Below are 23,538 nucleotides of genomic sequence, written 5' to 3' on the forward strand. Positions count from 1 at the left end.
CGTCAGCCTCCCTGTACGGCGGTGAGCACTTCGAGCACGGCACCCTCGGCGACCGGCGTGGCGGCGTGCTCGGCGCGCGGCACGACCTCCCCGTCGAGGGCGACGGCGATGCCTGCGGCGGGCAGCCGCAGGGCGGCGAGCACCTCGGCGACGGTGGCGCCGTCGGCGACCTCCCGCGGGGCGCCGTTGACGTCGATCTTCATCGTGGCCCTCCAGCGGGGCTCGGCAGGGCGGGTACCCCGCGCAACCGGGACGGGTCGGCCGCGCGCACGGCGGCGGGCAGTTCCTCGGCGCGCAGGATGGACAGGACGGCCTCGGCGGTGACCGGGGCGAGCAGCAGACCGTTGCGGTGGTGACCAGTGGCGACGAGCACCCCGGGCTCCAGCACGCCGATGATCGGCAGGTTGTCCGGGCTGCCCGCGCGCAGGCCCGCGGCGGTCTCGGTCAGCGCGTACTCGCCGATGCCGGGCAGCACCTGCTGGGCGTCGCGCAGCAGGTCGAGCACGCTCGCCGCGGTGACCTCGGTGTCGAAGCCGACCTCGTGCTGGGTGGCGCCCAGCACCAGTTCGCCACTCTCCCGGGGCACCAGGTAGACCGGGCGCGACTCGACGTGCGCGCGGATCGTGCGGGTGGGCACCGGCAGCGCGCCGGGACGGGCCCGCAGGCGCAGGATCTCGCCCTTGACCGGGCGGACCAGCCCGGCCAGGCCCGGGTGCAGACCACCGCTCCACGCGCCCGCGGTGATCACCACCACCGCACATTCCACAGTGGACTCGTCTGCCAGCTCGACCACGTTCGGCCCAACCGAGCGCGCCGCCACCGTGACGAACTCCACACCCGCGCCCGCCGCGGCGGCGTGCAGCGCGCGCAGGGTTTCCCTGGTGTCGACGGCCAAATCACCCGGCACGTGGAGTCCACTTCGGACTCTTGAACCGAGACCCGGCTCCAGCGCGCGCAGTTGGCGACCACTGAGCCGCTCCACCTCACGCCCCAGCTCGCGCAGGTGATCGGCCAGCACGGCCAGGGTCTCGGCGTCGGCGGAGTCCAGCGCCACCGCGAGGGTGCCCTCGGTGCGCAGGCCGGGATCGCCACCCGCGGCGCGCAGCCGCTCGGCGAAGTCCGGCCACCGGGCCAGCGAGGCGCTGCCCAGGGCGAGGACCTCCTCCTCCCCCGGCCAGGACTCGGTGACCGGCGCCAGCATGCCGCCCGCCACCCAGGACCCGCCCGACCTCGGCGCCGGGTCCACCAGCACGACCCGGTACCCCGACTCGGCCAGCCGCCAGGCGACCGACAGCCCGATCACGCCGCCACCGACGACGGCGACAGCCCCGGCGGTCACGTCCACGTTCATGTCATCACGCTCCCTGCGCCGGCATGACCCGGATCAGGTTCGACGGTCGGAGCGACCCAGCTCCCTCTCAGCCCGTTCACCGGACTCCCGTGCGACCAGGGCTCCACCGTAGCGCAGGCGATAGCGTCAGCTCCATGCCAGGACTCGACGGAGACCAGATCAGGCGCAGGCTCGCCGACGCGCGGCTGTACCTGTGCACCGACGCCCGCACCGAGCGCGGCGACCTCGCCGACTTCGTCGACGCCGCGCTCGCGGGCGGGGTCGACATCGTGCAGCTGCGGGACAAGACCGGCGGCGCGCCGCTGGAGGCCGGACCCGAGCTGCGCGCGCTGTCCGTGCTGGCCGAGGTGTGCGCGGCGCACGGGGCACTGCTGTCGGTCAACGACCGCGCGGACGTGGCACTGGCGGCCGGCGCTGACGTGCTGCACCTGGGTCAAGACGACCTGCCGGTCTCGGTAGCCCGGCGGATCCTGGGCGAGGAGGTCGTCATCGGGCGCTCCACGCACGACTTCGCCCAGGCCGTGTCAGCCGAGGGCGAGCCCGGGGTGGACTACTTCTGCACCGGCCCGTGCTGGCCGACACCCACCAAGCCGGGCAGGCACGCACCCGGGCTTGACCTGGTGCGGGCGTGCGCGGCGAGCGAGCCGTCCCGGCCGTGGTTCGCCATCGGCGGCATCGACTCGGCCCGGCTACCGGAGGTGCTGACCGCCGGGGCCACCCGGGTGGTCGTGGTGCGGGCGATCACCGAGGCGAACGACCCGAAGGCCGCCGCCGAGGCGCTGTCCTCGGCCCTGCGCCCCTGACCTCGCACGAACCCTCAGCCCTGCGGCTGGGCGTCCGTGGGCGCGACGGAAGCGGGCGCAGGCGACGTGGTCGTCACGGGCGGTGCGGACGTCGTCGTGGTCGTCGGCGCGGTGGTGGTCGTGGTGGATTGGGGAGCCTGCGTCGTCGTGGTCGACCGGTCGGGCACCGAGGTGGCGGTGGCCGTGGGCTCCGGTGTGGTGGTTGTCACGCCGGATTTCTCGGGCACGGTCGGAGTGGTGGTCGCGGGGCGCTTGACCAGACCACCGATCGTGGTGGACGCCTGGCCACCGGCGAGCGACTCGCCCCGGGCGAACTCCAGGCCAGTGACCACCGCCATGCCCAGCACGAAGGCCAGCACGGCCCCCGCCACCAGCGCCCACGGCCCGCGCCACGCCGACTTCCGGGGCAGCTGCTCGACCGGGTCGGGTCCGGCGGCGGTGTCCTCGGCCGCAGGCTCGTTCTCGGCTGCGGGCTCGTTCTCGACCGAGATGACCGTGCCCTTCTTCGACACCACACGCTCGCGCACGGTGCGCACCCCCTCCCGCGTGCGTTCCAGCGAACGGAGGTACACCGTGCCCCCGACGGTGGTGATGACGCTGGCCACGGCAGCGCCGCTGACCGTCCCCGCCACACCCAGCGTCGAGCCCAACACGGCGGCAGTGGCTGCCGCCAGCGCGCCCGCCGCCACCTGACTGATGCGAATTCCCTGTTCCGAACTCATGATCCCGTTCTGTCGCGGTTGTCTTCCCTTGTCCCGGCCGACGTGCGGCGGTGTCCCCCGGTTGGCCCATGGTGAGGACCGCAACACCGTGCAGTCCACTGTGGACACACTGGTGGGGTGCACACTGGAGCGGTGAACCTGGTCACCATCGACGACATCACCGCCGCCGCGGCCCGCATCGCGGGCACCGCCGTGCGCACGCCCCTGCTGCCCTGCCCGTGGACCACCGCGTCCGACCGGCCACTGTGGATCAAACCGGAGAGCCTGCAACCGGTGGGCGCCTTCAAGATCCGGGGCGCCTACAACGCCGTGGCCCGCCTGTCCGACGAGCAGCGCGCCCGCGGCGTCGTCGCCTACTCCAGCGGCAACCACGCCCAGGCCGTGGCCTACGCCGCCCGGGCGTTCGGCGTCCCGGCGTGGATCGTGGTCCCCGAGCACACTCCCCGGGTCAAGGTCGAGGCTACGCGATCGCACGGGGCCGAGGTCGTCCTGGTGCCGGTCGGCGAGCGCGAGTCCCGGGCCCACGAGATCGCCGAGCGCGAGGGCGCGGCACTGATCCCCCCGTTCGACCACCCGGACGTGATCGCCGGTCAGGGCACCATCGGCTTGGAGATCATCGCCGACCTGCCCACCGTGGACGTGGTCCTGGCCCCGGTCAGCGGCGGCGGCCTCATCTCGGGTGTAGCAGCGGCGGTGAAGGCCCTGAAGCCGGACGCGCAGGTCTGGGCGGTGGAGCCCGAACTGGCGGGCGACACGGCGGCAAGCCTCAAGGCGGGCAAGCGCGTGTCCTGGCCGATAGAGGACCGAAACCGCACGATCGCGGACGGACTGCAGAGCCAGCCGTCAGACCTGACCTTCGCCCACGAGCAGGCACTGGTCGACGGCATCATCACGGTCTCCGAGGACGAGATCCGCGACGCCGTCCGATTCCTGGCGAACCGCACGCGCTTGGTGGCCGAGCCGAGCGGCGCAACTTCAGTGGCGGGATACCTGCACCACGCCACAGAACTCCCCAAGGGCAACACAGTAGCCATCCTCAGCGGCGGAAACCTAGACCCAGAAACCCTCCACGACCTGCTCAAGCCATAACCCCCTCGGCCAATCCCCCAGCCTCACAACCCCAGTCGACCAATCCCCCAACCCCACCACCCTGGTCGGCCAATTTCCCAACCCACCACCCAGTCGGCCGAATCCCCAGCCCCATCACACCGGTTAGGCCGAACCCCTCTCAACCCACCACCCTGGTTCGGCCGAACTCCCTAAAGCCAACCACGCTGGCACGGCTGGATTGGGTGAACTCGCTTTGTTTGGGGAGAAAAGAGGCGCTAGCCTGACCCAGGCGGTGGGTATCCCTTTCCCACCCGCTCTACCCACGGCGCCTCTTTTCTTAGGGGCCCCAAACAAAGCGAGTTCACCCAATCCAGCGCTGAGGTGGGCAGCCAAGCCCCGGTTTCTCTCCACCACGCAAGCCAGCTGGCGAACTGGTTGGGCGCGCAGGCGAGGGCTGGATCGGGTGAAACTGCTTTGTTTGGGGCCCCTAAGAGAAGAGGCGCCGGGGTGAAGCGGGCGGGAAAGGGATCACCCACGCCGGAACCAGGCTAGCGCCTCTTCTCTCCCCAAACAAAGCAGTTTCACCCAATCCAGCACTTGGCGAGGTGGTCGGGAACCAACTAGTTTGAGGTTAAGCCGCCCTGGAAGGGACCACATGCGTCGGCGGGCCTTCGATGCCGCAGTGCAGGCAGTCCCCGGGCTGCGGGGATTCCGGAGATTCCTGAGCCTCTGGAGCCTCCGGAGATTGCGTGGGAGTCGATGCGAGCACGTTGTCCCGAATGCTCAGCGCCATCAGCCCGCCAGCCACCGCAAGACCAGCGCACACCAACAAAGCAGTCCGCCAACTCGCGGTGAGTGCCACCGGATCCCGATAGGCCGCACCCGTGAGCCCCGCCACCGCAGGCAACACCGCCACCGCAAGGAGATTCCCCGTTCGGGCGACCGCGTTGTTCACCCCGGACGCCACGCCCGCATACCGGTCCGGCGCCGCCGCCAAGACCGTCGCGGTTACCGGGGCCACCACAATCGCCAGCCCCAGGCCGAAGACGACCACCGCAGGTAGCACCGCACCCAGGTACGAGGCCCCTGGCTCCACCCGCAGCAGCAAGAGCATCCCGCCCGCGAGCACCATCGGGCCGATCACCAGGAACCATCGCGGGCCCCAGCGGGAGGCGAGTCGTCCCGAGCGGGCCGAGAGCAGGAGCATGATCACCGTGATCGGCAGGCCCGCCACCCCAGCCGCCGTCGGGGAGTAGCCCAGGGACGTCTGCAGTTGCAAGACCATCAGCATCAGCACGCCGCCCAGGGCCGCGTAGACCACGAAGGTCAGCGCGTTGGACACCACGAACGTGTGACTGCCGAACAGCGCGGGCGGCACCAGCGGCGCCCGTTGCCTGCGTTGCAGCAGCACGAACGCCGTCAACGCCAGCGCCCCGCCGATCCCGGCTGTCAGCACCAGCCAGTCCGCGCCCCGGCCCGGGGCCTCGACCAGGGCCGCCGTCAGGCCCGCGAGGCCGACCGCGCCGAGCACCGAGTCGAGGATGTTCGGGTGGCCGGTGACCTGCTCGTCGCGGGTCTCCGGGACGTAGCGCAGGGCCATCAGCACGCACACCACCGCGACCGGGACGTTGATCAGGAAGGCCAGCCGCCAGGACCACACCTGGACCAGCAGGCCGCCGACCAGCGGGCCCGCCGCCGCCGCGAGGCCGCCCAGGCCGGACCAGGCGCCGATGGCGCGGGCGCGGTCCTCCCGGTGGAAGACCGACTGCAGGATGGCCAGCGAGCCCGGCGTCAGCAGCGCGCCGCCGATCCCCTGCAGGACCCGCGCGGCGACCAGCATGCCGGTGTCCTGCGCGGCCCCGCACAGCACCGAGGCCGCGCCGAACCACACGACACCCACCAGGAAGACCCGGCGCCTGCCGTAGCGGTCGCCCAGCGAGCCCGCGACCAGGATCAGCGAGGCCAGGGCCAGCAGGTAGCCGTCGAGGATCCACTGCAGACCCGCGACCGAGGCACCCAGCTCGGTGCCGATCCGCGGTAGCGCGACGTTGACCACGCTGCCGTCGAGCATGGCCATGCCCGAGCCCAGGATCGTGGTCGCCAAGACCCCGCGAGCGCGACCACTGCCCCAACGGATGTCGGCGGTGTCGATCTCGCGGGTCGCCATCCGGCGAGCCTACGTCGGCCGGTTCAGCGTGGCCACGAACTTGTACCGGTCACCGCGGTAGACCGACCGCACCCACTCCACCGGCCGCTCCTCGGTGTCGAACGAGTGCCGCGAGAGCAGCAGCATCGGCATGCCCACGTCGGCACCGAGCAGCTCGGCCTCGTGCGGACCGGCCAGCGCGGTCTCGATCGTCTCCTCGGCGTGCCCCATCTCCACGTCGAACCGCTCGCGCAGCACCTGGTAGAGCGAACCGCCACCGCTGACGTAGCGGCGCAGGCCGCGGAAGCGGCCCAGCGGCAGGTGCGTGGTCTCCATCGCCATCGGCTCGCCGTCGGCCAGCCGCAGCCGGTGCAGCCGCAGCACCTTGGCCCCGGCCCGGATGCCCAGCAACCGGGCCAGGTCGGCCTCGGCCGGGATCTCCGAGACCTCCAGCAGCTTCGACGACGGCTCGCGGCCCTGCGCGCGCATGTCCTCGGTGTAGGACGAGAGCTGCAACCGCTGGGCCACCTTCGGCTCCGCGGCGAAGGTGCCCTTGCCCTGCACGCGCAGCAGCCTGCCCTCGACGGTCAGCTCGGCCAGCGCCTGGCGGACCGTGGTGCGGGAGACGTCGAACTCGGTGGCGAGTGATCGTTCTGTGGGGATGGGCGAGCCGGGAGGCAGCGACCCGAGCAGGTCGAGCAAGTGGCGCTTCAGCCCCCAGTACTTGGGCTCCCGTTGCACACGCGCCACGGTGTCCGACCCGTCGGCCGTGGACATCTCCAGCATGGCGTCCCTCCTGAGTATTGCGCCCGACCCATACAGAATGCCTTGTCGGGGGTACTTGACGCGATCACACCCCGCCGGTTTGGCCCGACCGTGACCGGCGTACTGGACGCGGGAGGCCGTCCGCACGGTATGATTGGTCTAGACCTTACCGCTTGAGGAGCCGCAGATGACGAACTCGCAGCGATCCGGTGAACTGATGCGAGCCGAGATCGCCGAGCAGCCCGCCGTGCTCGCCGCCGCCGTCGAGCGGCGCGCGGAGACCGCCGGGGTGGCCGCCAGGGTCGCCGACCTGCGGCCCCGGTTCGCCCTGTTCGCCGCCCGCGGGTCGAGCGACCACGCCGCGCTCTACGCCAAGTACCTGACCGAGGTGCTGCTCAACCTGCCCGCGGGCCTGGTGTCGCCCTCGACCACCACGCTCTACGGCGCCCAGCCCGACCTGACCGACGTGCTCTACGTGACAGTCAGCCAGAGCGGCGGCTCGCCCGACCTGATCGAGGCGACCCGCGCGGCCCGCGAGCGCGGGGCGCTGACCATCGCGGTCACCAACACCCCGGACTCCCCGCTGGTCGAGGCCGCCGAGCTGGCGATCGACATCGGCGCGGGCCCGGAGAAGGCGGTCGCGGCGACCAAGACCTACAGCGCCACCCTGCTCGCCCTCTACCTGCTGGTCGACGCGGTGCGCGGTGGCGACGGCGCGGCCGTGGCCGACCTGGGCACGCTCGCCGAGAAGGCGCTGGCGGCCGACTCCGTGGACGAGGCGGTGGCCCGGCTGCGGTTCGTCGACCGGATGGTGACCACCGGGCGCGGCTACTCCTCGGCCACCGCGGCCGAGGCGGCGCTGAAGTTGGCGGAAACCAGCTACCTGTCCGCGCGCGCCTACAGCGGCGCCGACCTGCTGCACGGCCCGGTGGCCGCGGTCAGCGCCGACACCGGGGTCCTCGCGGTGACCAGCCAGGGCGCGGGTGGCGAGGCCATGCGGGAGGTCCTGGAGGTCGTCGCGCGCAGCGGTGCCGACATCGTCGCGGTGGGCTCGGCGGCCGGGTCGGTGCCCGCGACGCTGCGCATCGACGTCCCGCCGACCGCCGAGGAGGTGGCCCCGATCCTGGAGGTGCTGCCGCTGCAGCGGCTCGCGCTGGGCCTGTCGCTGGCCCGTGGCGGCGACCCGGACCAGCCGCGCGGGCTGAACAAGGTGACCCGCACCCGCTGAGTCTCTTTGGCAGACTGACGGCTTGACCCCGCGGGCAACCGGCCGGACTTCCTACACTGGGTCCATGCGAAGGACCTCGTTCGCCACCTGGCCGTGCTCGGTCGCCCGCACGATGGACCTGCTCGGCGACCAGTGGACGCTGCTCGTGCTGCGGGAGGCCTACTTCGGCGTCCGGCGGTTCGAGCGGTTCCAGACCGAGCTGGGCATCGCGCGCAACACGCTCACCGAGCGGCTCGACCGGCTCACCGGCGCGGGCCTGCTCGAGCGCGTGCGCTACCAGCAGAAGCCGACCCGCTACGAGTACGCGCTGACCGAGATGGGCCGCGAGTTCTGGCCCGCGCTGGCGGCGATCATGCACTGGGGCGACCGGTGGCTGGCGGGCCCGGCGGGGCCGCCGCTGGTCTTCCGGCACAAGACCTGCGGGCACGAGACGCACGCGGTGGTGGGCTGCGCGCACTGCGGCGAGCCGCTGAGGGTGCGCGAGGTGGTGGCCGAACCCGGGCCGGGGGCGTTCGAGGTTGGGGGTGCCCGCTCCGCCGAGGGGGTAGAGCGGAGCGGGCCCGACCATGTTACGCCGAACGGAGTAGCGGCCTCGTGAGCGGGGTCGTCCTGGGGATCGACGCGGGCGGGTCGAACACCCGGGCGGTCGCCGTCGGCGAGTCCGGCGTGGTCCTCGGCCGCGGCACCGCGGGCGGGGCGAACCCGCAGTCGAACCCACCCGCGCTGGCCGCTGAGCGGGTCCTCGCGGCGGCCCGGGAAGCCCTGGGACCGCGCAGGCCGGACGCGTGCGTGCTCGGGCTGGCGGGGGCGTCATCACTGACCGACCCCGCCGTGGCCAGGCTGTTCGCCGGGGCCTTCGAGTTCCTGCGGGTCCGGGTGGTCACCGACGCCGAGGTCGCCTTCGCCGCGGGCACGACGGCCCCGGACGGCACGGTGCTGATCTCGGGCACCGGCTCGATCGCGATGCGGATCGCCGGGCACCGCCGGGCCCGGGTCGGGGCGGGCTTCGGGTGGCTGCTGGGCGACGAGGGCTCGGCGTTCTGGATCGGCCGGGAGGCCGTCCGGGCGACGCTGCGGGAGCTGCAGGCGGAGCAGGCGCTGGGCGCGCTGGCCACGTCGGTGCTGCGGTTGGCGCTGGAGGTGGACCCAGCCGGGGTGGAGCAGGCAGAGCTGTACTCGCGGCTGATCAGACGGGTGAACGTGGATGCGCCCATCCGGCTCGCCCGGTTCGCCCAGCTGGTGTCCAACGCCGTGGACCCGGTGGCGGCCGGGATCCGGGAACGGGCGGCGCAGACGCTGGCCGGGGAGGCGCTGGCGGTGCACGAGGGCGGGCCGGTGGTGCTGGCCGGAGCGATCCTGGGGACGTCGGTGGGCACTCGCGTCCGGGAGCTGCTGGTGGGGCACGAGGTGCTGGACACCCGCGACGGTGCGATCGGCGCTGCCTGGCTGGCGGCGGTGGACGTGTTCGGCGCGAACGCGGTCCCGGTGCGCGAGGACTAACGCGTCGGCACTCGGCCTACCGATCACCGCTGCCTGTGGCCGCACAAGGCCCGCCTGCGGCTGTGCGCGCGGTATTGGCCGCGCACGGCGGACAGGGCGTTAACCGGTGGGCTAGGAGTTGGCGGGTTCCGGGACGCGCGGCTGCCGCAGGCCGGGGTGGTCGGCGGGCAGGGACTTGCGCAGCACCACCGCGCTGGCCGCGAGTACCACCGCTACCAGCGGCCAAGACAGCACCACCCGGGCCGCCGTGAGGGCCACCAGGTTCCCCGACCACCAGAGCAGCCCGAACACCGCCGTGCGGACCGTGTACTGCCCCAGCACCCACACCCAGCTGGCCCGGCCGTAGGCGCGCACCAGGTCCGGGTCGCGCCGCCAGCGGGTCTTCTGGCCGAGCAGGACGCCCACGACCACGCCGAGCAGCGGCCAGCGGATGAGGATGCTCACCGCCCAGGCCAGTGCGCTGGCCGCGTTGGATACCAGCTGGATGAGGAAGAAGTCCTCCGCGTGGCCGGTGTAGAGGGCCACGAGCGCCCCGGCGGCCACGGCTGTGAGACTTCCCACCACGGCCGCGACCTTCTCGCCCCGGCTCACCCGGATCGCCGCGACCACCGCGGCGGCCAGCAGGGCGGTCGCCGCGCCCCAGCCGATGGCGTGGCCGGAGACCAGCCAGCCTGCGGCGAAGGCCAGCGGCGGGACGGTGGCGTCCAGCGCGCCGCGGGTGCCGCCGAGCAGGTCGGACAGGGAGTCGCTCACGCCCACAGCCTGCCTGACCAGACCTTGGTTAGGTAGGCCTTACTCACGCCGGTTTTACCGAATCGGCTGGTCTGCACCACCCAGGTGGTCCTACGCTGCCACAACCAACGGTAGGCCGCACGAGGGAATGCGGGGGCATTCTGAACGTTTGGTTGTACTAGGCAACGGATCGAAGGGGAGGTCGGCTGTGCACGGGTGGGACAGCTGGATCGCGATCGGGGACAGCTTCACCGAGGGGATGAGCGATGAGAGCCCGGACGGCGGGTACGTCGGCTGGGCCGACCGGCTGGCCGACCTGATGGCCGCGCAGCGCCCCGGCTTCCAGTACGCGAACCTGGCCCTGCGGGGCCGCATGCTCCAGGAGATCCTGGACGAGCAGATACCGATCGCCATCGCCACGCGGCCCGACCTGGTCACGCTGTGCGGCGGCGGCAACGACATCATCACCCCGGGGACCGACGTCGACGACGTGGCCGCCATGTTCGAGCGCGGCGTGGTGGCGCTGCGCCAGGCGGGCTGCGAGGTGCTGCTGTTCACCGGGCCCGACCCGAAGGTGCAGCCGCTGCTGCGCCGGGTCCGCGGCAAGGTGGCCATCTACAACGGACACCTGCACGCCATCGCCGAGCGGCACGGCGCGCGGGTGGTCGACCTGTGGTCGATGGACGTGCTGCAGGACCGCCGGTCCTGGTGCGACGACCGGCTGCACTTCTCCACCGTGGGCCACACCCGGATCGCGCTGCGCACCGCCGAGGTGCTCGGCGTCCCGGTCACCGAGGACTGGCGCGAGCCGCTGCCCCGGGAGCGGCGCCGGGCCTGGCTGGAGATGCGCCAGGACGACCTGGCCTGGACCACCACGCACCTGCTCCCGTGGGTGCGCAGGCAGCTCACCGGGGAGTCCCTCGGCGACGGTCTACAGCCCAAGCGCCCGCAGCTGCAGCCCTACCGCGAGCCCGCGGCGGCACCGCTGCCCGACCGGGCGGACACCCGGCAAGGTGCTGGTAGGTAATGGTTCCCGCCCGCGTCCGATCCGGACCCGGGCAGGCGACCGGCCGGCTCTCTCCCCCTGGTGAGCGCCGGCCGGTGCGTCGGGCCGACCACCCCCAAGACCGGCCCTGCGGGCAGCCTGCCGGCCGACCGGCGGGGTCGGCTAAGCGTTCGCTAAACGTCGGTGGACAGTGCCGCGAGTCCGGCTTGGACGGCGTCTGCGGCGGGTGACTGCACCAGCCGGTAGAGCTCCAGCGCCAGGGTCAGCTCCACCTTGGCCGCGGCGACGTCACCGCGGTCGCGCAGCACCCGGGCGAGCACCTCGCGGCCGAACGCCTCGGTCAGGTCCAGCCGGTTGGCCTCGGCCAGGGCGACCGCCTCGCGGGCGTGCGACTCGGCCGCCTCGGGCAGCCGGAGCTCGTGCTCGAGCTCGGCCAGGTTCGCCAGCGCCAGCCCGACGAAGCCGAGATCGCCCACCTCGCGGTAGATCGCGACCGCCTGCGCCTGCGGGGCCACCGCCTCGGCCGGGGCGCCGAGGTTGCGGTGCACCTGGGCGATGTTGTTGAGCAGGTTCGCCTCGCCGAGCCGGTAGCCCGCGCGGCCGGAGAGCTCGAGCGCCTTGCGGTACCCGGCGAGGGCCTCCTCGTAGCGCCGCTGGCCGTAGAGCGCGCTGGCGACGGTGTTGAAGCCCATCGCCATCAGCTTGGGGTCGCGCAGCTCGGTGGCGATGGCCACCGCCCGCTCGGCGTCGGCGACGGTCTCGTTCTCCTGGTCGAACCGGGTCAGCAGCACGCACCGGCTCAACCGCATGAGCACCTCGCCGCGCTGGTCGCCCGCCGCGCGCGCGGCGTCCAACCCCAGCTGCAGCACGTACTCCCAGTCGTCGCGGCGGGAGCGCACCCGGCGGAACTCGCTGGCCATCCTGGCCAGCTGCCAGACCTCGGCGTGCAGCCCGGCCTTGGCGCCCGCCTCGGCCGCGGCCACCAGGTTCGGCCACTCGCGCTCGAACCAGGCGAGCGCGTCCTCACGGCCGGCGACGTCCGGGCGCGGCACGTCCGAGGCGGTGGCGTGGTCGAGGTCGTCGCCCGCGTCGCGCAGGTGCCTGCGGCTCTGGTCGGCGGCGACCAGGTAGTAGCGCAGCACCACCGGCAGCCGGTCGTCGGCGCCGAGCTCGCGGGCGTAGAGCCGGACCAGGTCGTGCATGCCGTAGACGTCCTGCGCGGTCTCGGTGACCAGGAACAGCGCCGCCAGCGCGCGCAACCGCTCGCGCGCCTCGGCCACGGTGCTGCCCGCCAGCGCGGCGACCAGGTGCGGGCCGACCGACGGGCCGGGGACGGCGCCGAGCATCCGCAGCGTCTCGGCCTGCGCGGGGGCGAGGCTGCGGTGGGTGAGGTCGAGCGCGGCGCGCACACCGGTGTCGACGTCCTGCACGCGCAGCGCGCCCAGCCTGGTCCGCTCGTCGGCCAGCTCGGCCACCAGCGCCCGCAGTGACCACTGTGGACTGACGACCAGTCGGGCGCCCGCGATCCGCAGGGCCAGCGGGAGGTAGCCGCAGAGCCGGGCCAACCGGGTGCGCAGCGCGCGCTCGCTGGGCGGCGGCGGCCCGGCGGCGTGCGCGATCACCGCCTCGGCCTCCTCGGGCGGGAGCGTGCCCACGACGCGCAGGCTCGCGCCGTGGGTCACCAGGCCGTCGAGGCGGCGCCTGCTGGTGACCACCACGGTGGAGCCGGGGGCGCCGGGCAGCAGCGGGCGGACCTGGTCGGAGTCGCGGGCGTCGTCGAGCACGACGAGCAGCTTCCGGTCGGCCAGCAGGGACCGGTAGAACGCGGCGCGCTCGCTGAGGTCGGCGGGGATGTGCTCGGCGGCGACACCGAGGGCCAGCAAGAACCGGGCCAGCACCTCAGCGGGCTCGACCGGGTCGTGCCGGGGGTCGAAACCGCGCAGGGCGGCGTAGAGCCTGCCGTCGGGGAACCGCGTGGCGGCCCGGGTGCCCCACACGACCGCCAACGCGCTCTTGCCGACCCCGGCCGGGCCGACCAGCACACCGATCGCGGGCGCGGTGCCGTCGGCGTTCGCCCGCACCCGGTCGAGCCACTCCAGCTCGGCCTCCCGCCCGGCGAACCCCGAGGGCGCGGCGGGGAGCTGGGCCGGGGTGAGCACACCGACCCGCGGCGCGATCACCGGTGTGGCACGGGGTTCGAGCAGCGCGGTGTCGTCGCGCAGGATGCGGCTGTGCAGCTCGCGCAGCCCCGGCCCCGGGTCGAGCCCGAGCTCGCGGGCGGCGCGGTGGGCGAAGCGCTGGTAGATCTCCAGCGCGGCGGCGCGCCTGCCGGAGCGGTAGAGGGCGAGCACCAGCTGACCGACCAGGTGCTCGCGGAACGGGTGCGTGTCGACCAGCGCGGCCAGCTCGCCGATGACCTCGTCGTGCCGACCGAGCTCGAGGTCGGCGTCGATGCGCGCCTCCAGCACGGTCAGCCGGAGCTCGCCGAGCTCGGGGGCGCGGACCCGGCCGCCGATGCCCGCCAGCTCCGGACCGCGCCAGAGCGACTGGGCCTGGTTGAGCAGGTCGGCCCGCTCGGCGGCGGGCCTGCCCCGCGACTCGGCCAGCAGCTCGCGGGCCAGCGCCACGTCGATCCGGGCCTCGTCGACGACCAACCGGTAGCCCGGGCCGGAGGTCTGGATCCTGGTCTCCCGCGTGGGGTCCACTGTGGACAGCCAACGGCGCAGCCGGGAGACGTACCCCTGCACGATGGTCCGCGCGGTGGCGGGCGGCTCGTGGTCCCAGAGCACGTCCATCACCTGCTCGACGGCCACCACCTGGTTGGGCTCGAGCAACAGCATCGCCAGCATCCCGCGCAGGCCGGGACCGCCGGGCACCAGCACGTTCTCCCCGACCAGCGCGCACACCGGACCCAGGACGCAGAACCGCGGTCCGCCCTGCTCCGGCCGCGCGAGCGCGACGTGCGCCACTGCGTACCACCCCCCGATCGGCGGGTTCCCCCGAACCCGCGCCATCGCTCCCGCCGACCAACCTAGGGCGAAACGACGGACAGGGACACGGATAGTCCGCTCGTCAACCGGATGGCGTAACCCGTACGGGCACCCCGGACACGAATGGGCCCCGCGTCCCAACCGATCCCGACTCGGTGGGCGCGGGGCCCGACTCAGCGGCAGTTGATCCACAGCACATCGGGTCCCAACCCCGGGAAACCCCCGACCTGCAGCCGATCAACACCTCGCCGAGCGCCACCAGACGATAACAGAACGGTCACACATGATCACTCCCGGATCACCTGCTTAGCGGCGCGAACCACCCGGCGCGGATCCACGGTCCACGGCGACGCGGCCCCTAGGGTCGCCTTGTGTCCATCGCCGAGACGGCGACCGAACTCCGAGCGGTCGCGGACAGCGTCGCAGCCGCGCGGGACCTGCTCACCCCGTGGTCGCAGTGGCTCGACCAGGCGCGCATCACCGTGGAGGCACTGCTCCACGGCACGATGTCCCACCACGCCGCGGCCCGAGCGGTCGAAGGGGCGATCAACCGGCTGGCGGAACTGGACAACGCCATCAGCGAGGTCGAGCGAACGATCAGAGCTGCGGCCGACCACCACGGCGGACGACAGGGACAGGCCGCCCCGGTCCGCGGGAATGCGCTCGATGACGCACCCGGCTCGGCGAGCCCGACTCGGTCGACACAGCCACCGATCCCAGTTGGGTGGCCAACCCACACGGTGACCGCTATCCGCCGGAGGCATTCCCGGACGCGGACGATCTACCGCCCCGAGTGCGGCGGGGCCGGGGAAACGCTCGGCTTGAGGCATTCATCCAGATCGACGGCAAGCCGATCGGCTCGATCACCCCGGCACGCGGGGATGTGTGGGCACAACGGGCGGCACGGCGCAGTTTCGACCTGGAACTGTGGCAGGCTGACGATGTCAGCAACCACGTGGAGATGAAGGCGGCCGTCATCCTGGTCGAGGGCCGCGGCACCCACGCACAAGTGATCTTGAATCACGCTCCGTGCGGATCGGAGAAGTACGATCCGGCCGGGTGCGACGACTACCTCCCTGACTTCATACCCATCGGCCGAAGCATGACAGTGCTCGGAACAGACGCTCGAGGAAATCCCTTCCGGCGCACCTATGAAGGAAAGGCAGTTCGGTGAGCGAGCCAGACCCACCCATTCTTCATCGAGCACACATCGCGATGAACACCCTGCGGCCGGACAGCGACCTGGTGGCCGAGGTGCGTGCCCTGAACAGCGCCGGTGTCGAGATACCGTGGATGTGGCACCTCACCGAAGAGGCGTTCGACGGTCGATCCAAGACGCAGGAGATCCTGACCTTCGGCATCAACAACTCCGTGGGAATACTGCGTTGGAACGACCACAGCGGCCGCTACGTCCCCGCGCTCGGCAAGAACACCGAATGGCTGTCGTACTACCTCGCCGGGTTCCACGAGAGCGGCGTCCCGCCGTACGCGGAAGTGCCAGTGGAAATCGTCTACTCCACACTGACAGAATTCCTCGACACCCGGATGAAGCCGACTCGCGTGGAGTGGAGGGAAGCGGCGTCGCCGATGTCCCAGTCCTTGTGACGAAGGTCGAGGTGGCCCCGCGTCCCGACCGATCCCGACTCGGTGGGCGCGGGGCCCGACTCAGCGGCAGTTGATCCACAGCACATCGGGTCCCAACCCCGGGAAACCCCCGACCTGCAGCCGATCAACACCTCGCCGAGCGCCACCAGACGATAACAGAACGGTCACACATGATCACTCCCGGATCACCTGCTTAGCCGCGCGAACCACCGGGCGGCGATGAAGTCCGGTCGTGGCGCGGGTGCCGCGTAGGGCTCCACCAGGGTGTTCTCGACGCTGTTGAACACGACGAAGATGTTCGAGCGCGGGAAAGGGGTGATGTTGTTGCCGGAGCCGTGCATGAGGTTGGCGTCGAAGAGCAGGGCCGAGCCCGCGGTGCCGGTGAACTGGTCGATGCCGTGCTCGACGGCGAGCCGGGTCAGGTGGGCCTGGCCGGGGACGCCGATCTCCTGCTCCCTGAGCGATGCCCGGTAGTGGTCCACCGGCGTCTCGCCGACGCAGGGCACGAAGGTCCGGTGCGAACCGGGTATGACCATCAGGCCGCCGTTGAACGGGTGGTTGGCGGTGAGCGCGATCGACATGCTCACCGCGCGCGGGGTGGGCATCCCGTCCTCGGCGTGCCAGGTCTCGAAGTCGGAGTGCCAGTAGAAACCCCTTCCTCGGAAGCCGGGCAGGTAGTTGACCCGGCTCTGGTGGACGTAGACCTCGGAGCCGAGCACCTGCCGGGCCCGCGGTCGAGCACCCGGGGGTCGCGGACCAGCTCGGCGAACAGCGCGCTGGTGCGGTGCACCTCGAAGATCGAGCGGACCTTGGCCGAGTCCTTCTCGACGACGGTGCGCTCGTCGCGTCGGACGTCGTCGTCGTGGGCGAGCCGGTCGAGCTCGACGCGGAATGCGGCCACCTCGGCGGGGCTCAGCAGGGCGTCGTAGGCGGAGTAGCCGCGGGCGTCGTGGGCGGCCAGGGTGGCCGGGTCGATCGGACCCCGCGTCGCGCCCCAGACGGTGGGGTGGGGGCGTCCGACCGGGTCGAGCGGTTCGGCGGTTCGGGTGCGGTAGCGGTCCTCGATCCGGGTATCGGTGCTGCTCATGGGACTCCTCGTCGGTCGAGTCGGTCGAGTCGGTCGAGTCGGCTGAGTCGGGTGGTGAGCGGGGGCGGGTACCGGGCGGGCGTCAGTCGGTCAGCAGGGGGTAGACGCCGTTCTCGTCGTGGGTCTCGCGGCCGGTGACCGGCGGGTTGAACACGCAGACCGTGCGCATCTCGGTGCGCGGGCGGAGCTGGTGGTGCTCGTGGCCGTCGAGCAGGTAGAGCGAGCCGGGGCCGAGTTGGTGGGTCTGGCCGGTTTCCTTGTCGAGCAGTTCGCCCTCGCCCTCGACGACGAAGACGGCCTCGATGTGATTGGCGTACCAGAAGTCGTTGACCGCGCCCGGGTACAGCGTGGTCTCGTGCACCGAGAACCCCACACCGTCGTTGGCGAGGACGATGCGCTTGCTGCGCCAGTTCTCGGCCCGCACGTCGCGGTCGGTGTCGGTGATCTCGGCCAGGGTTCGGACAATCATGGTCGATCCTCCCGTTGGTGAACTGTTCCATAGTTCACACGTAGGATTGTTGAACAATTCTACGTGTGAACAAGAGGATGGGTGAACAAAGGGACGTGTGAACAAACGGCTCAGCGGGGCAGGGTGGTGGCCACGGCGTCAGTGAGGATGGCGAGGCCGTGGTCGAGCTCGTCCGGGGTGATGGTCAGCGGGGGCATCACCTTGGCGACCTCGCCGTCGGGGCCCGAGGTCCATCAGCAGTCCGCGCTCAAAGGCGGCCTGGCAGACCGCGCCTGCGGTGTCGCCGTCGGGGAAGCGCAGGCCGCGGGCCAGGCCCCGGCCCTTGGGCCGCAGGTCCACCGCCGGGTGCCGCTCGGCGAGCCCCACCAGGACCCGCTCCACCTGCTCGCCCTTGACGAGGGTGTTCTTCTCCAGGTCGTCGTCGGTCCAGTAGGCGCGCAGGGCCGCGGTGGCGGCGACGAACGCCGGGCTGATGCCGCGGAACGTCCCGTTGTGCTCCCCCGGCTCCCACACGTCGAGCTCGGGCCGCAGCAGGGTGAGCGCCATCGGCAGGCCGAACGCGCCGATGGACTTGGACAGGCAGACGATGTCCGGGGTGATGCCCGCGACCTCGAAGCTGAAGAACGGGCCGGTGCGGCCGCAGCCCATCTGCACGTCGTCGACGATCAGCAGGATCCCGTGCCGGGTGCACAGCTCGGCGAGCGCGCGCAGCCACTCCGCCCGGGCGGCGTTGATGCCGCCCTCGCCCTGCACCGTCTCCACGATCACCGCGGCGGGCTCGTTGAGGCCGCTGCCGCTGTCGGCCAGCAGGCGCTCGAACCAGAGGAAGTCCGGGGTCTGGCCGTCGAGGTAGTTGTCGTAGGGCATCGGGGTGGCGTGCACCAGCGGGATGCCCGCGCCGCCGCGTTTCATCGAGTTGCCGGTGACCGACAGGGCGCCCAGGGTCATGCCGTGGAAGGCGTTGGTGAAGTTGACGACCGACTCGCGGCCGGTCACCTTGCGGGCGAGTTTGAGCGCTGCCTCCACGGCGTTGGCGCCCGCCGGGCCGGGGAACATCACCTTGTAGTCCAGCGCGCGCGGCGCGAGCACGATGTCCTGGAACGCTTGCAGGAAGTCGCGTTTGGCCACCGTGCCCATGTCCAGCGCGTGGGTGATGCCGTCGCGCTCGATGTAGTCGAGCACGGCCCGCTTGAGCACCGGGTTGTTGTGCCCGTAGTTCAACGCGCCCGCGCCGGCGAAGAAGTCCACATAGGACTTACCGGTCTCGTCGTAGACGTGGCTGCCCACGGCGCGGTCGAAGGTGACCGGCCAGCCGCGGCAGTAGCTGCGGACCTCGGACTCGACGGTCTCGAAGACACTCATCGGGAAATACCCTCCCCAGGGGAAAGTCAGGCTGGAACGGCGACACCGGCGAACGGGCCGATCCGGAACAGGTCCTCGGCGGCGTGCTCGTCCGGGAAGTGCGTCGTGGCGAACAGCCGGTCCCGCCGCAGTTCGGCGCCCCAGCGCCGGGCCAGTGCGCTGAACAGCGCGACGGAAGCGGTGTTGTCCGGGGTGATGGTGGTCTCGAGGTTGCCGATCCCGCGCGCGCCGAGCCGGGTGAGCAGCTCGTCGAGCAGGCGGGCCGCGACGCCGCGGCCGCGCTGGGCGGCGTCGACGGCGATCTGCCAGACCACGGCGGTGTCCGGTTCGCTCGGCCGGATGAAGCCGATCACGAAGCCGACCACGCGGCCGTTCTCCTTGGCCACCAACGAGGTGGCCGCGAAGTCGCGGCACCAGAGCAGGTATGCGTAAGAGGAGTTGAGGTCGAGCGCCCGCGAGTCGCGGGCGATCCGCCACAGCTCGGAACCGTCCGCTGTGGACGGTTCGGTGATGGTGAGGTCTTGCGTTTCCCCGGACATACTCGGGAAACGTAACAGGCAGCTCCGGACCGCTCGGGATGAGCGGATTCCCGACAAGCGGATCACCTGGGGTTTCACCGGATCACCGGCGAGGAGGACAACAGCGCGGTTGTCCTCCGCACCGGCGGCGTGTTATCCGGCGGTGCGGGAGGACTCCCAGAGGTCGATCCCGACGTCCACCGCGTGCTGGTCGATGGCGGCGAGCTCGTCGTCGGTGAACGGCGGCGCGTCGAGGGCGGCCAGGTTCGCCTCCAGCTGCGCGACCGAGCTGGCGCCGATCAGCGCCGAGGTGACCCGCTCGTCGCGCAGCACCCAGGCGATCGCCAGCTGCGCCAACGACTGCCCGCGCTCGCGGGCGATCTCGTTGAGACCGCGCACCCGCGCGAGGTTGGCCTCGGTCAGCGTGTCCCGCGACAGCGACGAGTCGCGGCTGGCCCGGGAGCCGTCCGGGACACCGTCTAGGTAGCGGTCGGTGAGGAGTCCCTGCCCGAGCGGGGAGAACGCGATGCACCCGGCGCCCAGCTCGCCCAGGGCGTCGAGCAGGCCGCCCTCGATCCAGCGGTTGAACAGCGAGTAGGACGGCTGGTGGATCAGCAGCGGGACACCGGCGCCGCGCAGGATCTCGGCGGCCTGGCGGGTGGCGACGGGCGAGTAGGACGAGACGCCGACGTAGAGCGCCTTCCCCTGCTGCACCGCGGTGATCAGCGCGCCGATGGTCTCCTCCAGCGGCGTGTCCGGGTCGAAGCGGTGCGAGTAGAAGATGTCCACGTAGTCCAGACCCATGCGGCCGAGTGACTGGTCCAAAGAGGACAGCAGGTACTTGCGGGAGCCGTGGTCGCCGTACGGGCCCGGCCACATGTCCCAGCCCGCCTTGGTGGAGATGACCAGCTCGTCGCGGTAGGGCTTGAGGTCGGTGGCCAGCGCGCGGCCGAAGTTGCGCTCGGCGGTGCCGTAGGGCGGGCCGTAGTTGTTGGCCAGGTCGAAGTGCGTCACGCCCAGGTCGAACGCGCGGCGCAGGATGGCCCGACCGGTCTCGTACGGCCGGTCGTCGCCGAAGTTGTGCCAGAGCCCGAGGGAGACCGGCGGCAGCTTCAGGCCACTGCGCCCGCACCTGCGGTAGGCCGTGTCGTCGTAGCGGGTCTCGGCGGCGAGGTAGGTCATGCACCCATCCCTTGTGGTCGGTTCACCTGGCCAGATTCTCCACCAGCAGCACCTGCAGCTCGCCGACCGCGAAGCCGAGCACGGCGCCGACGGTGATCAGGATCCACTCGTCCTGCTCGAAGGCGGGCCGGATCAGCGCCTCGAACTCCTCCTCGGTGAGCTCCTGCATCTTGCGCACCAGGGTGTTGCGGATGTCCATCGCGTCCTCGGCGTAGTCCTCGATGTAGGACAGCGCCTCGGGCAGCCGCTCGACGACCTTCTCGGCCACCGCGTGCTTGACCCGGCGGTACTTGGCGCTGCCCACGGCGAGCACCACGAGCGGCCGGGCGGCGCCGGCGTACTTGTCGACCTCGTCCTGCACCTGCTGCGCGACCATCGCGAACAGCCGGTCGGACAGCGGCCCGTGCAGCACCGCCTCGATCACGTTGTGCGGGGTGATGATCTCCCGGGCGATCAGCGCGCCGTAGTCGGCGGCGACCTCGCGGCGCCTGCGCAGGAACAGGCCCTGCCAGGTGAACAGCCCGAGGTAGCGGGTCGGCTGCTTCGGGTTGAAGATCATCTTCAGCGCCAGCCAGTCGGTGAACCAGCCGGTCAGGCCGCCGAAGACGGGCATCACCCAGGGGTTCTTCAGCGCCGCCCAGGCCACCATCTGGACCAGGCCGATGAGGAAGCCGAAGACGATCCCGGACCGGACGATGAATTCGAACTCCTTGCGCCCGGCCTCCTGGAAGATCCGGTTGAGCAGCGCCTTGTCCCGGACCAGGTTCGCCACGACCATGCCCTTGAGGTCGAACATCGCGTCGACGTCGTCGCGCACCTGCTCCAGCAGCGAGGCCACCACCCCCGGCGCGGCGGCGCGCACCCGGCTGACGACCGCCCGGCGGACCGGCTCGGGCAGCGTCTCCCACAGCCCCGGCTGGTACTCCCGGGCGATCTCGGCGGCGATCTCCTCGGCACCCTCGAGCAGCGGTTGCTCGATCTCCTTGACCACCCGCTGGGGATCGAGCCGCCCGAGCACCTCGCCCGCGCTGATCAGCCGGTCGGTCATCGTGTCGCAGGCGATCGCGGCCATCCGCGCGGCCCGCCGGGGCACGATCCCCTGCCAGCCGAAGAACGGCCTGCGCCCGACGAACTCCAGCGGCCGGAACATCATCCGGATGGCCACCAGCTTGGTCACCCAGCCGATCAGCGCGGCGATGAGCGGCATGGACAGGTAGACCGGCCAGTTGACGCCGAAGTCGGCGACGATCTCACCGAACCCGGTCATCCAGCCGCCCCCGGCGGCAGCGCCGTGCGCGCGCTCGGGTCGCAGGCGGCCCAGAACTGGGCCCCCAGCTCGGAGATCCGCAGGCTGAGCCGGACCACCCGGGGCCCGAGCCTGCCCTGACCGCGCACCCCGGCCTCGGCGGCCCGGACCCGGTCGTCGGTCATCAGCAGCTCGTAGCGCACGCTCAGCCCCGGCTCCTCGTCACCGACCTCGACCAGCCCGAAGTGCAGCAGCCGGGTGACGTAGAGCGGCACCAGACCGGGCTGGGCGACCCCGGCGTCCCGACCGACCGTGGAGGCGTTCTCCAGCACGAGCCGCTGGACCCCACCGAGCGCGGTCCGGGCGGCGAGGTGGATCAGCGGGTACGGACTGCCGTCGGAGAGCGCGGAGACGATCCGGGCCTCATCCGGGAGCAGCTGGCGCAGGACGGCGGCGAAGTAGTGGTCACGAGCGGCGTCCCGGCTGTCGGTGACCGACCGGTCCAGCAGCGCCGCCATCGCCGCGCGAAGCGGCTCACGGACCGGGCTGTCGTCGGCGGTCAGCGGCGTCTCAGGCTTGGCCACCTCGGTCGCAAACGCTTGCTCGACCCGGTGGGCCACCTCACCACCGGGCAGCCTGCGGACGAACTGCCAGCTCCCGCGATAGAGCCTGCCCAGCGTCCGGCCCGCGCGGTCGACCAGGTCGTCACCCTGCGCCGGGGGCAGGGCGCGCCGCTGGTCGTCCATGCCTGCCCTCCATCGCCGGGATCTCTGGTGTATCACAACGAGCGGCGTATGCGCAGGTCACGCGGCCTCAGATGAGCGTGCTCTGCTCCAGGTCGGCCATCCGGGCGTAGAGCACCTCTTCGTTGATCTCCAGCCGGTTGATCACCCGCAGCGCCGCCACGACGGCGTCCCCGACGATCTCACTGGACACCTCACCGAACTCGATCCGCAGGTGCACGTCCCCCATCCCGGCGTCCGGGGTGTGCCGGACGAAGGCGAAAACGGACGCCTTGTGGGCGGGCAGGGTGAGGGTGAGGACCTCGCGGTGGGCCCGGTTGAGGGTGACCCCCTGCTCGGGACCACCGAACAGGATCGCGTAGAGCATGTCCTTGGCCAGCGAGAGCAGATCCTCACCCTGAGCGGTCCGCTGCCGAGCAGTGATCATGGGACCACCGGGTTGCGGAGGACTGACCAGGCAGGCACTGGTGTCCCAGGCCCCGAGGTGAGCGGTGTGCTCGGCCAGGGTCCGCTCATCCAGCGGCAACGGCTTGGGGTGATAGCCGGGCTGCCGCTGCGTGGGCACGGTGCCGAGCTTGGCAGCGGCCTCAGCCAGCAACTGGTCGATGAGCCAGTCCCTGGACTGCGCCTGCAGGTGCGCGCGCAGGGTGACGAGAAGGTGGCCCGCTAGATCGGCTTGGGCTCGGCGGAGCAGGTCGTCGAAGGCGGACATGCTGTTGGAACTTAGTGCGGGAGAACGGATTCTGCTTCGATTGTCACCCATTGGAGTGCCTTGGCTCTGGACCTCACGGCCCGAGCCCTAGAACCCAAGCCCCACCTGCGCAAGCCGACACAATCTCTGAACTCAAGCCCAAACCAGCGCAAGCCGACACAATCCTTAAATCTCAAGCCCTACGGAACGCAACGCCCGTTACGGATGTGCTCGATTCAGTGGACTCGCTTCGTGTGGGGGGAGAGTACCGCTAAACTTGCCGTGTGGTGGGGATGCCCTTCACCCGCCCTTTTTTCACCACCGCGGTGCTCTAGGGGCCCC

General features: G+C 71.6%; 22 protein-coding genes, 1 pseudogene and 1 riboswitch. Of the genes and pseudogenes, 8 read left to right on the plus strand and 15 right to left on the minus strand.

Annotated elements, in window-relative coordinates:
- Positions 1 to 2 precede the first annotated feature (2 nt).
- Both thiS and thiO read right to left on the minus strand, forming a co-directional pair.
- On the minus strand, positions 3 to 203 hold the full coding sequence (gene thiS, locus QSK30_RS25505) for a sulfur carrier protein ThiS (RefSeq protein WP_285506470.1): 201 nt from the start codon (positions 201 to 203) through the stop codon (positions 3 to 5).
- Positions 200 to 1,351 carry a glycine oxidase ThiO gene (thiO, locus tag QSK30_RS25510; RefSeq protein ID WP_285506471.1) on the minus strand — a complete coding sequence of 384 codons (1,152 nt, stop codon included), beginning with the start codon at positions 1,349 to 1,351 and terminating at the stop codon, positions 200 to 202. The genes thiS and thiO overlap by 4 nt, the downstream gene beginning before the upstream one ends.
- Positions 1,345 to 1,452: riboswitch (TPP riboswitch) on the minus strand. It overlaps the preceding gene by 7 nt.
- A gap of 33 nt (positions 1,453 to 1,485) precedes the next feature.
- On the opposite strand from thiO, the gene thiE reads away from it, so the two are divergent.
- Positions 1,486 to 2,154 (plus strand): thiamine phosphate synthase, encoded by a 669-nt coding sequence (gene thiE / locus QSK30_RS25515; RefSeq protein ID WP_285506473.1) that lies wholly within the window; start codon positions 1,486 to 1,488, stop codon positions 2,152 to 2,154.
- A gap of 14 nt (positions 2,155 to 2,168) precedes the next feature.
- Here the strand turns inward: thiE and QSK30_RS25520 are convergent, their stop codons facing one another.
- Positions 2,169 to 2,876 carry a hypothetical protein gene (locus tag QSK30_RS25520; protein ID WP_285506475.1) on the minus strand — a complete coding sequence of 236 codons (708 nt, stop codon included), beginning with the start codon at positions 2,874 to 2,876 and terminating at the stop codon, positions 2,169 to 2,171.
- 132 nt (positions 2,877 to 3,008) lie between these two features.
- On the opposite strand from QSK30_RS25520, the gene QSK30_RS25525 reads away from it, so the two are divergent.
- Positions 3,009 to 3,965: a threonine ammonia-lyase gene (locus QSK30_RS25525; protein ID WP_285506501.1), complete on the plus strand. Its 957-nt coding sequence runs from the start codon at positions 3,009 to 3,011 to the stop codon at positions 3,963 to 3,965.
- Between the two features lie 592 nt (positions 3,966 to 4,557).
- Here QSK30_RS25525 and QSK30_RS25530 read toward each other — a convergent pair.
- Both QSK30_RS25530 and QSK30_RS25535 read right to left on the minus strand, forming a co-directional pair.
- Positions 4,558 to 6,093: an MFS transporter gene (locus tag QSK30_RS25530; RefSeq protein ID WP_285506477.1), complete on the minus strand. Its 1,536-nt coding sequence runs from the start codon at positions 6,091 to 6,093 to the stop codon at positions 4,558 to 4,560.
- A gap of 9 nt (positions 6,094 to 6,102) precedes the next feature.
- Positions 6,103 to 6,858: a GntR family transcriptional regulator gene (locus QSK30_RS25535; RefSeq protein ID WP_285506479.1), complete on the minus strand. Its 756-nt coding sequence runs from the start codon at positions 6,856 to 6,858 to the stop codon at positions 6,103 to 6,105.
- 166 nt (positions 6,859 to 7,024) lie between these two features.
- Here QSK30_RS25535 and QSK30_RS25540 point away from each other — a divergent pair, with 166 nt between their 5' ends.
- The 3 genes from QSK30_RS25540 (at position 7,025) to QSK30_RS25550 (ending at position 9,565) form a co-directional block, all read left to right on the plus strand.
- Entirely contained in the window at positions 7,025 to 8,065 is a 1,041-nt protein-coding gene (locus tag QSK30_RS25540; protein WP_285506480.1) for an SIS domain-containing protein, read from the plus strand.
- Positions 8,066 to 8,129: 64 nt separating this feature from the next.
- On the plus strand, positions 8,130 to 8,663 hold the full coding sequence (locus QSK30_RS25545) for a winged helix-turn-helix transcriptional regulator (RefSeq protein ID WP_285506482.1): 534 nt from the start codon (positions 8,130 to 8,132) through the stop codon (positions 8,661 to 8,663).
- The gene (locus QSK30_RS25550; protein ID WP_285506483.1) at positions 8,660 to 9,565 is read left to right on the plus strand and encodes an N-acetylglucosamine kinase; all 906 of its coding nucleotides are present in this window, start codon (positions 8,660 to 8,662) and stop codon (positions 9,563 to 9,565) included. Before QSK30_RS25545 ends, QSK30_RS25550 begins: the two co-directional genes overlap by 4 nt.
- A 111-nt stretch (positions 9,566 to 9,676) precedes the next feature.
- On the opposite strand, the gene QSK30_RS25555 is transcribed toward QSK30_RS25550, so the two are convergent.
- The gene (locus tag QSK30_RS25555; protein ID WP_285506484.1) at positions 9,677 to 10,318 is read right to left on the minus strand and encodes a DUF3159 domain-containing protein; all 642 of its coding nucleotides are present in this window, start codon (positions 10,316 to 10,318) and stop codon (positions 9,677 to 9,679) included.
- A gap of 187 nt (positions 10,319 to 10,505) precedes the next feature.
- Between QSK30_RS25555 and QSK30_RS25560 the strand changes: the two genes are divergently transcribed.
- A complete protein-coding gene (locus QSK30_RS25560) occupies positions 10,506 to 11,324 on the plus strand; it encodes an SGNH/GDSL hydrolase family protein (protein ID WP_285506485.1) in 819 nt (272 codons plus the stop codon).
- 152 nt (positions 11,325 to 11,476) lie between these two features.
- Here QSK30_RS25560 and QSK30_RS25565 read toward each other — a convergent pair whose 3' ends face one another.
- Positions 11,477 to 14,272: an AfsR/SARP family transcriptional regulator gene (locus QSK30_RS25565; RefSeq protein WP_285506486.1), complete on the minus strand. Its 2,796-nt coding sequence runs from the start codon at positions 14,270 to 14,272 to the stop codon at positions 11,477 to 11,479.
- 745 nt (positions 14,273 to 15,017) lie between these two features.
- Here QSK30_RS25565 and QSK30_RS25570 point away from each other — a divergent pair.
- Positions 15,018 to 15,467 carry a DddA-like double-stranded DNA deaminase toxin gene (locus QSK30_RS25570; RefSeq protein WP_285506487.1) on the plus strand — a complete coding sequence of 150 codons (450 nt, stop codon included), beginning with the start codon at positions 15,018 to 15,020 and terminating at the stop codon, positions 15,465 to 15,467.
- A 41-nt stretch (positions 15,468 to 15,508) separates the two neighbouring features.
- A complete protein-coding gene (locus QSK30_RS25575; RefSeq protein ID WP_285506488.1) occupies positions 15,509 to 15,898 on the plus strand; it encodes an Imm1 family immunity protein in 390 nt (129 codons plus the stop codon).
- A gap of 185 nt (positions 15,899 to 16,083) precedes the next feature.
- On the opposite strand, the gene QSK30_RS25580 is transcribed toward QSK30_RS25575, so the two are convergent.
- From QSK30_RS25580 to QSK30_RS25615, 8 genes and pseudogenes are all read right to left on the minus strand, one after another.
- Positions 16,084 to 16,896, minus strand: a complete 813-nt coding sequence (locus tag QSK30_RS25580) for a phytanoyl-CoA dioxygenase family protein (protein ID WP_352231618.1) — start codon at positions 16,894 to 16,896, stop codon at positions 16,084 to 16,086.
- 171 nt (positions 16,897 to 17,067) lie between these two features.
- The gene (locus tag QSK30_RS25585; RefSeq protein WP_285506489.1) at positions 17,068 to 17,454 is read right to left on the minus strand and encodes an ectoine synthase; all 387 of its coding nucleotides are present in this window, start codon (positions 17,452 to 17,454) and stop codon (positions 17,068 to 17,070) included.
- 110 nt (positions 17,455 to 17,564) lie between these two features.
- Positions 17,565 to 18,816: pseudogene (ectB, locus tag QSK30_RS25590) on the minus strand (diaminobutyrate--2-oxoglutarate transaminase).
- Between the two features lie 26 nt (positions 18,817 to 18,842).
- Positions 18,843 to 19,355 (minus strand): diaminobutyrate acetyltransferase, encoded by a 513-nt coding sequence (ectA, locus tag QSK30_RS25595; protein ID WP_285506490.1) that lies wholly within the window; start codon positions 19,353 to 19,355, stop codon positions 18,843 to 18,845.
- A 132-nt stretch (positions 19,356 to 19,487) separates the two neighbouring features.
- Positions 19,488 to 20,516, minus strand: a complete 1,029-nt coding sequence (mgrA, locus tag QSK30_RS25600; RefSeq protein ID WP_285506491.1) for an L-glyceraldehyde 3-phosphate reductase — start codon at positions 20,514 to 20,516, stop codon at positions 19,488 to 19,490.
- 22 nt (positions 20,517 to 20,538) lie between these two features.
- Entirely contained in the window at positions 20,539 to 21,783 is a 1,245-nt protein-coding gene (locus QSK30_RS25605) for a DUF445 domain-containing protein (RefSeq protein WP_285506492.1), read from the minus strand.
- Entirely contained in the window at positions 21,780 to 22,508 is a 729-nt protein-coding gene (locus tag QSK30_RS25610) for an Abi-alpha family protein (RefSeq protein WP_285506493.1), read from the minus strand. Before QSK30_RS25610 ends, QSK30_RS25605 begins: the two co-directional genes overlap by 4 nt.
- A gap of 67 nt (positions 22,509 to 22,575) precedes the next feature.
- Entirely contained in the window at positions 22,576 to 23,217 is a 642-nt protein-coding gene (locus QSK30_RS25615; RefSeq protein ID WP_285506496.1) for a hypothetical protein, read from the minus strand.
- Between the last annotated feature and the right edge of the window lie 321 nt (positions 23,218 to 23,538).

It is taken from the genome of Actinokineospora sp. NBRC 105648 (assembly GCF_030269645.1).
Classification (GTDB): domain Bacteria; phylum Actinomycetota; class Actinomycetes; order Mycobacteriales; family Pseudonocardiaceae; genus Actinokineospora.